Source organism: Methylophilaceae bacterium (genome assembly GCA_018398995.1).
Classification (GTDB): domain Bacteria; phylum Pseudomonadota; class Gammaproteobacteria; order Burkholderiales; family Methylophilaceae.
The window spans coordinates 1020082-1034284 of record CP073759.1; the positions used below are offsets into that span (position 1 = coordinate 1020082).

At 42.8% G+C, this 14203-nt stretch carries 13 protein-coding genes; all 13 read right to left on the reverse strand.

The features are described 5' to 3' along the window. Window positions 1-214: 214 nt before the first annotated feature. Window positions 215-1444 carry a glycosyltransferase family 4 protein gene (locus KFB94_05300; GenBank protein QVL44736.1) on the reverse strand — a complete coding sequence of 410 codons (1230 nt, stop codon included), beginning with the start codon at window positions 1442-1444 and terminating at the stop codon, window positions 215-217. Then, window positions 1444-2226 (reverse strand): triose-phosphate isomerase, encoded by a 783-nt coding sequence (gene tpiA, locus KFB94_05305; protein QVL44737.1) that lies wholly within the window; start codon window positions 2224-2226, stop codon window positions 1444-1446. Before tpiA ends, KFB94_05300 begins: the two co-directional genes overlap by 1 nt. A gap of 3 nt (window positions 2227-2229) precedes the next feature. Beyond that, entirely contained in the window at window positions 2230-3537 is a 1308-nt protein-coding gene (locus tag KFB94_05310) for a mechanosensitive ion channel (GenBank protein ID QVL44738.1), read from the reverse strand. A 115-nt stretch (window positions 3538-3652) separates the two neighbouring features. After that, a complete protein-coding gene (locus KFB94_05315; GenBank protein QVL44739.1) occupies window positions 3653-4600 on the reverse strand; it encodes a response regulator transcription factor in 948 nt (315 codons plus the stop codon). Then, entirely contained in the window at window positions 4597-8040 is a 3444-nt protein-coding gene (locus tag KFB94_05320; GenBank protein ID QVL44740.1) for a response regulator, read from the reverse strand. The genes KFB94_05315 and KFB94_05320 overlap by 4 nt, the downstream gene beginning before the upstream one ends. A gap of 219 nt (window positions 8041-8259) precedes the next feature. Beyond that, entirely contained in the window at window positions 8260-8856 is a 597-nt protein-coding gene (locus KFB94_05325; GenBank protein ID QVL44741.1) for a HupE/UreJ family protein, read from the reverse strand. A 9-nt stretch (window positions 8857-8865) separates the two neighbouring features. Then, a complete protein-coding gene (gene ureG / locus KFB94_05330) occupies window positions 8866-9516 on the reverse strand; it encodes an urease accessory protein UreG (protein ID QVL44742.1) in 651 nt (216 codons plus the stop codon). Window positions 9517-9575: 59 nt separating this feature from the next. Next, window positions 9576-10304 (reverse strand): urease accessory protein UreF, encoded by a 729-nt coding sequence (locus KFB94_05335; protein QVL46577.1) that lies wholly within the window; start codon window positions 10302-10304, stop codon window positions 9576-9578. Then, a complete protein-coding gene (gene ureE, locus KFB94_05340) occupies window positions 10252-10743 on the reverse strand; it encodes an urease accessory protein UreE (protein QVL44743.1) in 492 nt (163 codons plus the stop codon). Before ureE ends, KFB94_05335 begins: the two co-directional genes overlap by 53 nt. Before the next feature lie 6 nt (window positions 10744-10749). Beyond that, window positions 10750-12465, reverse strand: coding sequence for an urease subunit alpha (gene ureC, locus KFB94_05345; protein QVL46578.1), 1716 nt, complete (start codon window positions 12463-12465; stop codon window positions 10750-10752). Window positions 12466-12468: 3 nt separating this feature from the next. Continuing rightward, on the reverse strand, window positions 12469-12774 hold the full coding sequence (locus KFB94_05350) for an urease subunit beta (protein ID QVL44744.1): 306 nt from the start codon (window positions 12772-12774) through the stop codon (window positions 12469-12471). 191 nt (window positions 12775-12965) lie between these two features. Beyond that, window positions 12966-13268: an urease subunit gamma gene (gene ureA, locus KFB94_05355; GenBank protein ID QVL44745.1), complete on the reverse strand. Its 303-nt coding sequence runs from the start codon at window positions 13266-13268 to the stop codon at window positions 12966-12968. A 28-nt stretch (window positions 13269-13296) separates the two neighbouring features. Further along, on the reverse strand, window positions 13297-14196 hold the full coding sequence (locus KFB94_05360) for an urease accessory protein UreD (GenBank protein QVL46579.1): 900 nt from the start codon (window positions 14194-14196) through the stop codon (window positions 13297-13299). Window positions 14197-14203: the final 7 nt, after the last annotated feature.

Genomic DNA, 14203 nt, shown 5'->3' on the forward strand with positions numbered 1-14203 from the left:
GTCAGTCTGGATCGCCGCGCTACGCTCGCGATGACGTCGTGGGGGTAATAGCTTTGTTTATTTCCAGAAGGTACTTCGGCTTTCGTGCTTAGTAAGAATAATCATGCATAGTGGGAATCAAACAATAAGTGCTGTGAGACTTCATCATTGCGAGGAACGTAGTGACGAAGCAATCCAGATGACACTGCTGCAAATGCATTCAGTGAATGACTGATTAAGCACTTTTGTTTTTTTCCATAATCCATTGTGATAGATATTTGGTGCTGGTCATGGTGTGGTGTTTGAGCATCGCGCCAGTAAAATTGTGTAAACGGTGCGGTACAAGATTTTGTTGCACTTGAGTGATTTTTTCAATGAGTTGTTTGGCTATTTTTTCACCATCAAACAGCTGTTGTAAATGCGGTAATGTATGGCTTTGTGCGACTTGCCACGCCTTTTTGTCTCCATATAATCGTACTGCCGCATCAACAAAATCTGCACCATCATCAGCAATAACGCCAGGCCATGGCACTTCTGGTATCGACATGCCTTCAGCACCAATCGACGTCGTCACACTCGGCGTTTGCACCATCATCGCATCTAATAATTTGCCTTTTAAACCAGCGCCAAAGCGAAGCGGGGCTAAGCAAACGCGTGCGCTTTCCATCACGGTATCAGCATTCTCCGCCCAGCCTTTGATTAAAAATCCCGTTTTCACATTATTTAACGCAGTTGCTTTTGGTGGCGGATAAGAACCGTAAATATGCAATTCTGCTTGAGGCAATCGTTTTCTAATCAATGGCCAAATAGATTGCAAATACAACACCGCGTCCCAATTCGGCGCATGCCGAAAATTACCAATCGTCATAAAATGTTGTCGCTGTTCGAAGCTTTTTGTTGTCCTTGGTAAAGCATCCAAATCAACCAAAAAAGGCAAATGGTGCAATAAGCTGGCATTGATATTGAATTGGCTGATTAATAATTGCATTTCATAAGACGAGATAATTAAGGACAAATCACAGCGTAAAATAGCCGCAATTTCACGCTTGGCTACATCACTGACTAAATCCTGTTGGCTCACTTCGCGGTTTGCTTTGTGCGCTGCTTGCCGAGCACCGCGTAGAAATTGCAAATCGACGGTATCCAATATTTTTAGCGCATTTGGACAGTGTTGATCCACTCGCCAACCAAACTGTTCTTCCATCATAAAACGGTCAAAATGCACAATATCTGGTTGATAACATTTCAAGTAATCATCAACACTATCGCTATTGAGTGTAATGGCTTGACTGACTATCCCATCATCGGATAAATCAACCATATGTTCTGTTTTTTGTGCAGGTGTAGCAAAAGTCACTTGCCATCCTTGTTGTCGATAAGCCCGTAAAATAGCCAGCATCTGATAGCCAGCGGCGGATGAATTGGGTTCTGGCCACACATAGCCAATGACTAATACTTTACACATCAATGTGCAATCTGATGATTGTCGGCTGCCGCGCAAATAGCTGCAAAAGTATGTGGGTTTAATGAGGCGCGACCAATTAACCCGCCATCAATATCGGGCATTTCAAACAGCGCTTTTGCGTTATCTGGTGTAACACTGCCACCATAAATAATACGTGTTTTCGCTGCAAATGCTGCATCTTGCTTTGCCAATAAATCACGAATAAAGGCATGCCTATTTTGTGCGAGTGCTGGTGTTGCCGCTTGATCTGCCCCAATCGCCCAAATGGGTTCATATGCAATGGCTAAACCAAATGATTTGATTGTCTCAAGACTTGCTGTATCGCTATCAAACAAAGCCATCACCTGCGCTTGTATTACTTTTTTTGCATCGCCTGCCGCATGCTCCGCCTGCGTTTCACCGATACAATAAACCGGTGTCATCTGTGCATCGACTGCTCTTTTAATTCTCATCACTGCTTTTGCTGAATTTTCCGCACTGTAATGCCGCCGTTCAGAATGTCCAACAATCGCTAGCTGACAACCAAAATCCGCCACCATCGCTGCTGACACACAAGCAGTATAAGCACCCTGCTCAAATTGACTCACATTCTGCGCACCCCACATCACGTTAGTATTGTTTAGTATTTGTTGCGCTTGGAATAAATACACATAAGGTAAACAGAGTCCAATATCGACCTGATTGATGTCTTTTACAGCTGTAACGATAGCCCGTAGACGAGTGGCATTCTCCGCTAAACGACCATTCAACTTCCAGTTACCAATGATTAAAGGTATTCGCATAAGCTAGTTTTGTTGTTGATTGTCTGCATCAATAATCCGCACATCACGCTGTGGGAACGGAATCTCTATATGATGTTGTTGCAAGGTTTCGAGAATGATTAAATATAAATCACCCCCAACGCGATTTTTACCATCATCAATGCCTTCCATCCAAAACTCAACAAACATATGAATACCATTATCGCCAAAGTGATCAATTTCGCAATCTGGTTGCTCTTCAATAGGGTAGCCTTCACCACTCAGCACCTGGGGATGTTTTGCTACTGCGGTTTTAATCAATTCCACCATACTGCGTACATCGGTTTTATATGACACTGAAAAATCAACACGGTAACGTTGCTTTTTGTTTTTATGTGTCCAATTGGTAAAAGTGCATGTGATAAACTTTTCGTTCGGCACCACAATATCTTTACCATCGAATGTTTCTAGCGTTGTTGAGCGCATGTTTAGCTGTGTAACTAAACCAGATTTGCCATCCTCTAATTCTACATGGTCGCCAACCGTGATTGATTTATCCAAAATGATAATCACACCGGAGATAAAATTAGAAGCAATGGCTTGTAAACCAAAGCCTAGCCCCACACCAAGGGCTCCACCAAAAACAGCTAAAGCAGTTAAATTAATGCCCATCAATTTTAAGAGCAATAATACAACGATAAAAATCAGAATGATTTCATATAGCTTAGCCAGTAGCTCTTTGGTTTTTATATCCAATGATTCGTGGTTGCGAATCATATTTTGCCCAGTTCTGTTTGACAATCGGCCTAACCAAAATAATATTGAGCCAAATACAAATAGACGTAAGAAACCATACACAGACAGTCTGATATCACCAACCTGAATCGCCATGGCATCCAACACCTTAATGACATGATCCAAAATACCAACAAAATGAAAGAAGAGTATTGGCATGCCAACCCAGCGGAAAGCAAGTATTAAAATAGGCTGCCTTACCAACATATTAATTGTGGTGTTCGCCAATAATAAAATGGCTATCGCTAACGCCACTTGCATCACCCAACTATCGTGAATAATGTATTGGCTGAACTCAACCAACATTCTTAGTAACACAATCGCTATCACTGGAAACAATAACTTACCAGCCACATCAAAGCCGGTTGGCGCATGATTGTTTGATGTATTGTTATTTAAAAAAGGAATATAACGCCGCAATTGACGGGTCACGAAATAGGCAACAATATAAGTTGCAATAATCAGTCCAATTTGGCTGTAGGTTTCCACCTGCGAGAAAATAGTGTCTAATTTCGCTACCATATTATGCAAGGTAGTCTGTAAATCTTGAATTTTCATTGTATAGGCTTAACGCATCGAGTTTACTTGATAATCAATAGCATACTACACAATTTAATCAGTTTGGCATTGATAACACGCAAGCGTTAAGTCACGCGGATAATTGTTTAACTGGCTACTTTATTCTCAATTTTGAGATAGCCAAAGAAGCGGCGGCTGTTCTGGTTTCAACACCAAGCTTAATAAACACATGCTCTAAGTGCTTGTTTACTGTACGAGAGCTCGAGCCTAAAATGTCGCCAATATCACGGCTGGTTTTACCTTTAGTCGTCCAATAAAGCACTTCTGACTCGCGCTTAGTAAGCTTAAAGATAGCCATGAGCGCCTCAATCTGTGCCACGTCTGATTCTTCTTGCAACACAATCATCCACTGCTCTTCAGTCGTCATATCGGCAGGGCTTAATATCAGTCGCTTTGCGCTTTGAATAATGCTCAGTGGTTCTAAGGTGTTGCCTGATTTATCCAGTTGATATGCGGTTGTAACCCACTCAATGATTTTTGATGGGGTGTTGGCTTCAGCCACTTCAGATAAGCCATTTTCATCCAGAAAATAGCTGTTCATCCAATCACGAGCAAGTGGCGTTTGCCAAACAATTTTGCCATTTTGTGGCGTGATGGCAATCGCCGCCTGCCCAAACGCATCCAAAACACTTCTGGCTTCATGCACTTGACGCGATGTTTGCATGTGGGTCATCATTCTGACCAACACTTCGTTAACACGCACTGGTTTGGTAACGTAGTCAGTACCACCCGCTTTAAATGCGGCAACCACATGTTCTGATTCGGTTAAACCTGTCATAAAAATAACAGGAATTTGACTGGTTTGATTATTGGCTTTCAATTTTCGACACACTTCAAATCCATCCATGCCAGGCATCATTGCATCCAATAAAATAACATCGGGCTCTGCTTTCGTTGCAACCTCTAATGCACATTGCCCATTGTTTGCCACCAGCACGGTATAGCCAGATTCATCTAACGCATCGTGAAGAACGGCAACATTGTCTGGCACATCATCAACAATCAGTACCACTAAAGATTGGGTTTGAATAGGCTGAATCATGTGGTGATTTCTTGTAAAAATAATTTCATTTTCTCAATTTCAAACTGACTAGATAATAGCCGCATATGCTCTACAAATACCAAATATCGTGCATCTGCTTGCAGCATTAGATCGAGCTTATTATTCACTCCTTTTACATAGCCAATCTCTATCAGCGCCAATAACTCGCTAAGCATTTCTTTTGGCGGAAGCGCCATCTCCTGCGCAGTCAATGTATGCAGATTTTGGTCCACAATACCACTCAACTTATCTGCAACATCCATTTCACTGCTTACCCATGTGAGCGATAGTCTTTGTCCAATCCAATCTAACAACTCTTCCACACTAACTGGTTTGACAATAAAATCATTGGAGTCTATGCCAGCCGAATTGTCTAGATTTTTATCATACGCGTTAGCAGACACAATACCAATTACCGTGTTTGACTGATGTATTTTACGGATAATATAAGAAGCTTCCCAACCATCCATCACAGGCATCGCCAAGTCCATTAGAATCAGATCGGGTTTAAATACTTGATACACATCTAAACATTCTTGTCCATTTGCTGCCTGTGCCATTTCAAATCCAAGCGGCTCCAAAATATTGATCAGTAGTTCTCGATCAACTTCTTCATTATCAACAACCAGTATTTTACGTTTTTGACCCTGATAGCCTACTCTAGACGTATAAATCACGGATACATTTTTATCGCCACGATCGCTTTGTGGTAAAAATAAATTAATTTTAAAAGTAGTGCCGACACCAAGCTTACTCGTAAAGGTTAGCTCACCGCCCATTAACTCGGTTAGTAATTTGCTAATGGTCAACCCCAATCCAGTACCACCAACATTAATCTGATTGGCAGCTGTGCCGCGTGAAAACGGCTCAAATATTTTATAGTATTCCGATTCTGCAATACCGGGTCCTGTATCTTGAATTTCAATATGGGCCAGTTCACGTGCGTATCTGACGCGGAATGTTATCGCGCCTGATTGCGTAAATTTGAGGGCATTGCCTAAAATATTAATCAAAATTTGCGTCAGCCGTTTTTGATCTGTTTTAACAACAGCTGGTAACTCGCCCTGCGTTTCGAATTTAAATTCCAATCCTTTATTGCGGGCTTGCAACTCAAACATGCTCACAATTTGATTAATAAATTCGGGAAAATTAACCAATTTATTTTCAAACGTTAATTTGCCACTTTCGATTCGTGCAATATCTAAAGTGCCCTCAATCAGAGAGAGTAAATGCTCACCGCTACGGCGTATCACTCGGATTGCCTGCTTGCGATTGTTAGGGATTGTTTTATCATTATCCAACAACTGGGCGTAGCCCAGTATGCTATTCAGTGGCGTTCTTAGCTCATGACTAATACCCGTAATATAACGACTTTTTGCTTGGTTAGCTTGATCGGCCAAATATCGCGCTAATTGCAATTCAGCATCGGTTTGTTTATGTAAAGCAATTTCACGCATGAGCAAGCCTGTTTGTCGATTTGATTCTTCTTGTGCCACACGTCTGGATTCTGTAGTCAGCACCAACCACCAAGCGATAATGCCACTGGCAAAAACAAGCGCCGCAAACACCTTTAAATAGCCTGCTTTAATATAGGGCAGTAAGGTTGATGATAAATTGCCTAAAGTCGATATTTCATGCGAGTAAATCAAACCTAACATGACGCCAAAAAATGCCAGCGCAATAAACATCAATAATAAGTAATGCGCAACACCGCCTTTTAGATAGGGCCACACCCATCTTGGTAATACAAATCTAATGGCATCTAACCATTGACTAGATAAGCGTGCTTTTGGCTTACATGCATCATTACAACGCGCATCTAAACAACAGCATAATGAGCAAATAAATCCCTGATAGGCTGGGCAATTTGCCATATCATCTGTTTCATATTCTTTCTCACACAGCACACACTTCTGCACGCGTTGTGTTGCTGAGAACACATAAGGTTTGCGCGCTATATAATATTTTCCTTTGGTCAGCCATGCGATAAACGGCGAAATAACGAAAGCACTGCCCAGTGCAATAAACACCGAAAACGCCTTCGCTTCCGCACCAAAAACACCAGCAAAAGCAGAAATGGATAATAACGAGGCAATCAACATCGTGCCAACACCAACAGGATTGATGTCATATAAATAAGCACGCCTAAACTCAATACCTGGAGGACTTAAACCTAATGGCTTATTAATCACCAAATCTGCAACCACTGCCGCTATCCATGCAATTGCAATATTTGAGTAAAAACCAAGCACTTCTTCAAGCACATGGAACACGTCCAACTCCATCAAAATAATAGCGATGATGGCGTTAAATACCACCCAAACCACACGGCCTGGATGACTGTGTGTTAAACGTGCAAAAAAGTTTGACCAAGCAAGGGAGCCTGCATAAGCATTGGTCATATTAATTTTCACCTGAGAAATAACAACAAATAATGTCGTCACCGCCAGTGCAAGCTCTTTTGAACTAAATACATAGCCAAAACCAACGAGATACATATGCGTTGGATTAACTGCCTCTAAGTAGGACATATCACTTTGAATAACCAAATAAGCCAATAGCACACCCGCTACCATTTTGAGCATGCCCATAAAAATCCAACCGGGCCCTGCCATCAATACGCCTAGATTCCAGCGCCAGCGATTTTCTGGCGTTTTTTCTGGCATAAAGCGCAAAATATCAACTTGCTCGCCAATTTGAGGAATGAGCGCAATCCCAACCGCCGTCGCTGCGCCAAACAAGAGTAAATTAAAATCACCCCGCTCACCGCTAATACCCGCAAATTCCATCATACGTGCAATCACCAGTGGATCTTCATAAAGCACGGCAATAAATGGCAAGCTCATTAATAGCATCCATATTGGCTGAGAAAACATCTGAATCCGATTGATTAAAGTCACACCATGAATCACCAATGGAATAATCACCAATGCACTGACTAAATAACCAATATACAAAGGCAAGCCAAAATAAAGCTCTAAGGCATAAGCCATAATCGCGGCTTCAAGCGCAAATAAAATAAAGGTAAAGGATGCGTAGATAAACGAAGAAATGGTGGAGCCAATATATCCAAAACTGGATCCGCGTGTGAGCAAATCCATATCTAATCCATGTTTGGCAGCATAAAAACTAATTGGCAAAGCAGTAAAAAAGATAATCACACCTACCGCTAATATCGCCCATAATGCATTGATCATGCCGTAATTAACAGCTATCGTGCCGCCAATTGCCTCTAATACAAGAAATGATATTGCACTTAATGCCGTATTCGAGACACGAAAAATAGACCACTTACGAAACGACCGTGGGGTAAACCGCAAGGCATAATCTTCTATCGATTCATTAGCAACCCAAGTATTATAATCACGTCGAATTTTGACAATTCGCTGGGTTGCATTCGTGTTACCTGCTACAGGTAAATCTAGACTGTCGGTTGTCAATTCAAAGATTCCATAGCATTTATTAATATGAGGGAAATGTTAACAAGCAATCATTGTACCTTTGAAAATTTAAAAGTATCCCATTTGTATTTTAATTAATTAAACTTTGTAAAGATGTACGTAATTTTGCGTATAAGGCAAATGCAATAAGCACAAAAAAGCCAATCCCCTTTGCAGAGATTGGCTAAAACAACTATCTTGTTGATTGTAAAGCTTGGTTTAATTGATCAGTAAAAATCCGCCCGCAACAAACATCACGATAACCAAACCTGTGTTTGTCCATTTTGTCACTAGATGGCGCTGTATACCAGCAACAAAACCAAGCCCGTGTAACAAGGCAGTTGCCACTAAAATACCGAACAAAACACCCACCGTTTGCACACCAGACTCTTGCAATAACGTGTGTTGTGTTGCGCCTAATTCAAGGCCATGCGCCAATCCATGCAGAGTTGCAAAAATGGCAATAATACCAATGCGCCCAATGGGCGATATGGGCAAACGCATCGCAAGCAAAACAGCCATCACCATCATACTGGCTGCGATAGCCGTTTCTACCCCTGCAACCGCAAACCCCATCAAACCAAGACTAGCGCCTACTGCCATAAAACCAATAAATGTCATGGGCAATTGCCAGCGTAGCCGGCCTGTTAGTTTTGCTGCCCAAAAACCAACTGCTAACATCATGAGTAAGTGATCCAACCCCATGAATGGGTGCATAAACCCAGCATACGCATTAACCAAACCATGCTCTGGATGGGCAACAATGCATGTTGAAAAAAGTGAAGTTGCAATAGCAGCGATTAATTGTTTTTTCATGATATCCCCTTAAAGCATTAAACCTTGTTTTTCAATAAACTGCACAATCTCTTCTAGGCCTTGATTCACTTTTAAGTTGCTAAAAATGAATGGCCGCTCACCACGCATCCGTTTTGCGTCTTCATCCATCACGGTTAAAGACGCGCCAACCATTGGTGCTAAATCAATTTTGTTAATCACCAATAAATCTGACTTGGTAATACCAGGTCCACCTTTGCGTGGAATCTTTTCCCCAGCTGAAACATCAATCACATAAATCGTCAAATCGGATAGTTCTGGGCTAAAAGTTGCGGCTAAGTTATCTCCACCACTTTCAATAAAAATAATATCCAACGGTGCAAAGCGCGCACTTAATTGTGCAACTGCCTCCAAGTTCATCGAAGCATCTTCACGAATGGCAGTATGTGGGCAGCCACCTGTTTCTACGCCAATAATACGATCAGGCATTAACGCTTCATTTTTTGTCAAAAATTGTGCATCTTCTTTGGTATAAATATCATTGGTTACCACCGCCAGGTTATAGGTTTCTCTCAACCGTTTACAGAGGGCTAGCGTTAACGCTGTTTTGCCTGAACCAACTGGACCACCAATACCAACGCGTAAAGGTTCTTTTTGCGTGGCAATATCTGTTGCTGTTTGTTTTAATGCTGCTGTTGTCATTGTCATCTCATCTATTTATTTAAGTATGCTATTCAATTTAAGACTGTAAGCAATTATTGTTAAGAACGAAAAAGTCGACTATATTGCGTCTCATGTCGGCAACCGGCAATTGTTAACAAAGGGTTAAAATTGCTGATTTCACTGTCTTTTAGCGTCATCGCTTGCGCTACAACCTGCACCAACTCTTGTCCCAAAGCAGATACAATTTTCTGCCCAGCCACTTGACCTAATGGCACCGCTTTCATGGCAGCACTGACTTGATTTTCCAGCCATCCCCAAGCATAGCCATGTAAGACATCTTGCGCTGGAATTTGCCACACTTGCGCCACGCCTGCATAAATGGTGCTAAATGCTGGTTGCTTAAATTGATTCACTTGCGCCAAAAAATCTGCTGGTAATTCATGTAAATCATTCAACAAGCGACACAAGGAATAGCCCATCTGGCGGGTTTCAGCAAGCGCTTCTGCCGTATCGCGACCTGCTTGATAAAAATCATCCCATTCATGTAGCGCTTGGGTGTCGTTATTTGACCATGCTTGGTAAAGTCGATAAACGATAGGTAGCTCAAAATTTGCTTGATATACATGCAATACGTCACTAATCCAAGCCTTGGCTGTCGCTTCATCTTTGACGTCGCCATACTCTATTCCCCATTCCAACCCTTGAGAATAGCTATAAGCACCAACGGGCAGCATAGGGCTCGCCAGTTGCAGTAATCGACTTAATGCCAATTGGCTATCCACGTTGCCGCCTTTTTGGTGCACGCAAATTAACGATATGATCGTCATCACTGCCGTGACGATGCCCGCCCCCATAAGCACCTGCTTCTGGCTCAAATGGCGCATTTTTCTCAACCACTTCCATCCCTAAACCAAGCAACATTGCTTTCAAGACATGATCTTGCTCTAAGCGCAACCAACCATCACCTACTTGTAAAGGCACATGACGATTGCCTAAGTGATAAGCAGCACACATTAAGGCTTGCGGGGTGCTTGCGGTCACATCGTAAACAGGCTCTTGTGCCGCGATAATTTGTATCACCAAACCATCGACTGATTGCACTAAATCACCGCCCCGCAAAATAATACCGCGGTCTAAAAATAAGCCAGCCTCTAGCCCAGATTGGGTGATGACTCTCAAACGACTTTTTTGCCTTAATAAAAAAGGTAGCTCAATATACTCATCTATTTTATGGGCAACCGATATGCGTTGGGTGATTGTTAACATAAACAATTAAAATAAAAAATAACGTTGTGCCATTGGTAATTCAGTCGCAGGCTCGCAAATCAAATCCATCCCATCTGCCAACACACGATACGTCTCAGGATCGACCTCAATATTGGGCATCCACGTGTTATGTACCATGTCTTTTTTCTTCACATCGCGCGTACCTTTCACTGCAACTAATGGTTTTTGCAAACCCAACGCTGCCACTGCTGGATTGCTTAATGCCGCTTGCGATACAAAAGTGACAGACGTTTTTAATGCGCCACCGTAAGCGCCAAACATATTGCGATAATGCACGGGTTGTGGCGTTGGAATAGAAGCATTAGGATCCCCCATCGCTGCTGCGGCAATCATGCCGCCTTTTAAAATAGTCGATGGCTTCACCCCAAAAAAAGCGGGGTGCCAAATCACTAAATCTGCTAATTTTCCAACCTCAATAGAACCAACCACATGCGAGATACCATGGGTAAGTGCTGGATTAATCGTGTATTTAGCAATATAGCGCTTCACTCTAAAATTATCATTGCGCTCACTGTCCTCTTCCAGAGCGCCGCGTTGCACTTTCATTTTATGCGCTGTTTGCCAAGTACGAATAATCACTTCACCCACGCGGCCCATGGCTTGTGAGTCTGATGACATCATCGAAAAAGCACCCAAATCATGAAAAATATCTTCTGCTGCAATGGTTTCACGCCGAATGCGGCTCTCAGCAAACGCAATATCTTCTGCAATTGCAGGGTCTAAATGGTGGCATACCATCAGCATATCTAAATGCTCATCAATGGTATTAATCGTAAAAGGTCTGGTTGGATTGGTCGAAGATGGCAAGACATTAGGGTAGCCTGCTGCTTTAATAATATCTGGCGCGTGCCCGCCACCAGCGCCTTCGGTATGAAAAGTATGAATAGTGCGGCCCTTAAATGCGCCTATGGTTGTCTCCACAAAGCCAGACTCATTTAACGTGTCACTATGAATCGCCACTTGCACATCCATCTCTTCAGCCACCGTTAAACAATTATCAATGGCAGCTGGCGTTGTTCCCCAGTCTTCATGCAGCTTTAAACCAATGACACCGGCCTCTACTTGCTCTCGAATCGGCTCAGGCAAGCTGACATTGCCTTTGCCCAAAAAACCTAAATTCATCGGAAAAGCATCTGCTGCTTGCAACATTTTATGAATATGCCAAGGGCCTGGCGTACACGTCGTTGCAAAAGTGCCTGTCGCTGGCCCTGTGCCACCACCCAGCATGGTCGTCACGCCAGACATAAGTGCCTCTTCAATTTGTTGCGGACAAATAAAATGGATATGGCTATCAATGCCACCTGCAGTCACTATCATGCCTTCGCCTGCAATCACTTCAGTACCAGCACCAATCGCAATATCCACATTCGGTTGAATATCAAGATTACCTGCTTTTCCAATGGCTGAAATATAACCGCCTTTAATACCAATATCGGCCTTAATAATGCCCCAGTGATCCACAATCAGCGCATTGGTAATAACCGTATCCGCTACATCAGCTGAAACACGCTGCCCCTGACCCATGCCATCCCGAATTACTTTACCGCCCCCAAACTTAACCTCTTCCCCATACGTGGTCAGGTCTTTTTCAACCTCTATCCATAATTCAGTATCAGCCAATCTAACGCGGTCACCCACCGTTGGGCCAAACATCTCAGCATAAGCCTGCTTATCTATTGTTAACGCATCCTTTTTAGTCATCATCTAAAGGCTCCCCATGACCTTTGCGGCAAAACCATACACTTTTCTGTCACCTGCTAAGGCAACTAATTGTACCGTCCGCGTTTGCCCTGGCTCAAAACGCACAGCAGTGCCAGAAGCAATATTCAATCTAAACCCATAAGCGATTTGCCTATCAAACACCAGCGCCTCATTCACTTCAAAAAAATGATAATGCGAGCCAATTTGGATGGGTCTATCACCTTTGTTTGACACATGCAAAGTGACTGTTTCACGCCCCTCGTTTAGCGTAATTTCGCCCGCATCAATTTTCATTTCACCTGGAATCATCACTACCTCTCTAAGAAAAAATGATCAGCATTAGGCCAGACAAGCCCGCATAGCGCTTCGCTAATCTTACTAGGCGCATTTGTAATAAGTCGATGGAACGCACCCATAAAACCCCCAACGCAGCCTATAGGCATTAAGTAAAGCGCACTTTTTTGATAAGCAACCCTGTATGCGAATAGGCTAATCATTATTTAGGGAATAGGGTGATGCACTGTGACTAATTTTGTGCCATCAGGAAACGTAGCCTCAATTTGTATATCTGGAATCATCTCGGCAATGCCTTCCATTACATCGTCACGCGTGAGCAAAGTGGCGCCATAACTCATGAGTTCTGCCACTGTCCGACCGTCGCGAGCACCCTCCATAATAGCGGCAGAGATATAAGCAATCGTTTCTGGATAATTGAGTTTTAGGCCGCGCTGTTTACGTCGTTCTGCCAACAATCCAGCAGTAAAAATGAGTAATTTATCTTTTTCCCTTGGGGTTAATTCCATATTATCTACTCTTCACTTTTATTCAAAACTAAGTATTCCAAATTCTGGGCCTGACCACTTTACGCTCAGCATACCAAGGTCGCAACTGTTGCCAAAGCATTTCAAAATAGTGTTTTGCACTTTGTGAAGATTGTCCAACATATCGCGCTGCAAATATTGCTGGTAATGCTGTTACGCCATACTGTGCCGAACAATCTAACTCAAAAGTTGGCTTGATCATTCTACAAGCATCCAACACAGCTGAGGGCACCTGACCTGCAGCAATCACAAAACTAGCACTCACTACATTGCCATGCAAACCAATCATGGATTTAACGATGCGTTGTGTTGGTGCAAAAAATGCACGCTCATTCCATATCAATTCATTATTACGACGAATTGTTAACAGCTGTTGCATCTCACCCGTGCGCCATTGCTCATGTTGCGCTTGCCGTCCCAAACAGAGTATTTCCCAAGCCGCATATTTGGCTGTTGGTGCCAGATTAACAGTGGCTGAAAGGCGCACTTTTGATCCATCAAACAAAATATTTTCTTGCGGCAACCATTCAAAACAAGCGTTATCTTGTAAATCAAACTGCAAATGTTGTTGTGCTAATGGCCCATTTGCTTTGTACCACTTTCCTGCACCTGGGGTAGTCAGCAGCGCTTTGGCATTTGCGGCCAAACGAACATTCAATGTTAATTCATCGCCACCAGCAACACCTCCTGGCAGATGTATCACCACGCCATGGCACACCGCTTCACCCTCAGGATGCAAGGTTTTTTGTAAGACCAAAGGGCCAACATGACATTTTTTAGCTAAATAACTGCGTCCGCTAGAGACACTAAAATCTAAATCTAAACGTGCTTCCCAGCGCTTAATAGGAGTCTGAATAAGGGAATGATTAAGCGCTGGTTGGCCCGCTACAACGATAAAACCATCATGCATCATTTAC

Excerpts from the sequence above, each read along its gene's own strand:
- KFB94_05300 (QVL44736.1), bottom strand. The coding sequence starts at position 1,444 with ATGTGTAAAGTATTAGTCATTGGCTATGTGTGGCCAGAACCCAATTCA.
- tpiA (QVL44737.1), bottom strand. The coding sequence starts at position 2,226 with ATGCGAATACCTTTAATCATTGGTAACTGGAAGTTGAATGGTCGTTTA.
- KFB94_05310 (QVL44738.1), bottom strand. The coding sequence starts at position 3,537 with ATGAAAATTCAAGATTTACAGACTACCTTGCATAATATGGTAGCGAAA.
- KFB94_05315 (QVL44739.1), bottom strand. The coding sequence starts at position 4,600 with ATGATTCAGCCTATTCAAACCCAATCTTTAGTGGTACTGATTGTTGAT.
- KFB94_05325 (QVL44741.1), bottom strand. The coding sequence starts at position 8,856 with ATGAAAAAACAATTAATCGCTGCTATTGCAACTTCACTTTTTTCAACA.
- ureG (QVL44742.1), bottom strand. The coding sequence starts at position 9,516 with ATGACAACAGCAGCATTAAAACAAACAGCAACAGATATTGCCACGCAA.
- KFB94_05335 (QVL46577.1), bottom strand. The coding sequence starts at position 10,304 with ATGACGATCATATCGTTAATTTGCGTGCACCAAAAAGGCGGCAACGTG.
- ureE (QVL44743.1), bottom strand. The coding sequence starts at position 10,743 with ATGTTAACAATCACCCAACGCATATCGGTTGCCCATAAAATAGATGAG.
- ureC (QVL46578.1), bottom strand. The coding sequence starts at position 12,465 with ATGACTAAAAAGGATGCGTTAACAATAGATAAGCAGGCTTATGCTGAG.
- KFB94_05350 (QVL44744.1), bottom strand. The coding sequence starts at position 12,774 with ATGATTCCAGGTGAAATGAAAATTGATGCGGGCGAAATTACGCTAAAC.
- ureA (QVL44745.1), bottom strand. The coding sequence starts at position 13,268 with ATGGAATTAACCCCAAGGGAAAAAGATAAATTACTCATTTTTACTGCT.
- KFB94_05360 (QVL46579.1), bottom strand. The coding sequence starts at position 14,196 with ATGCATGATGGTTTTATCGTTGTAGCGGGCCAACCAGCGCTTAATCAT.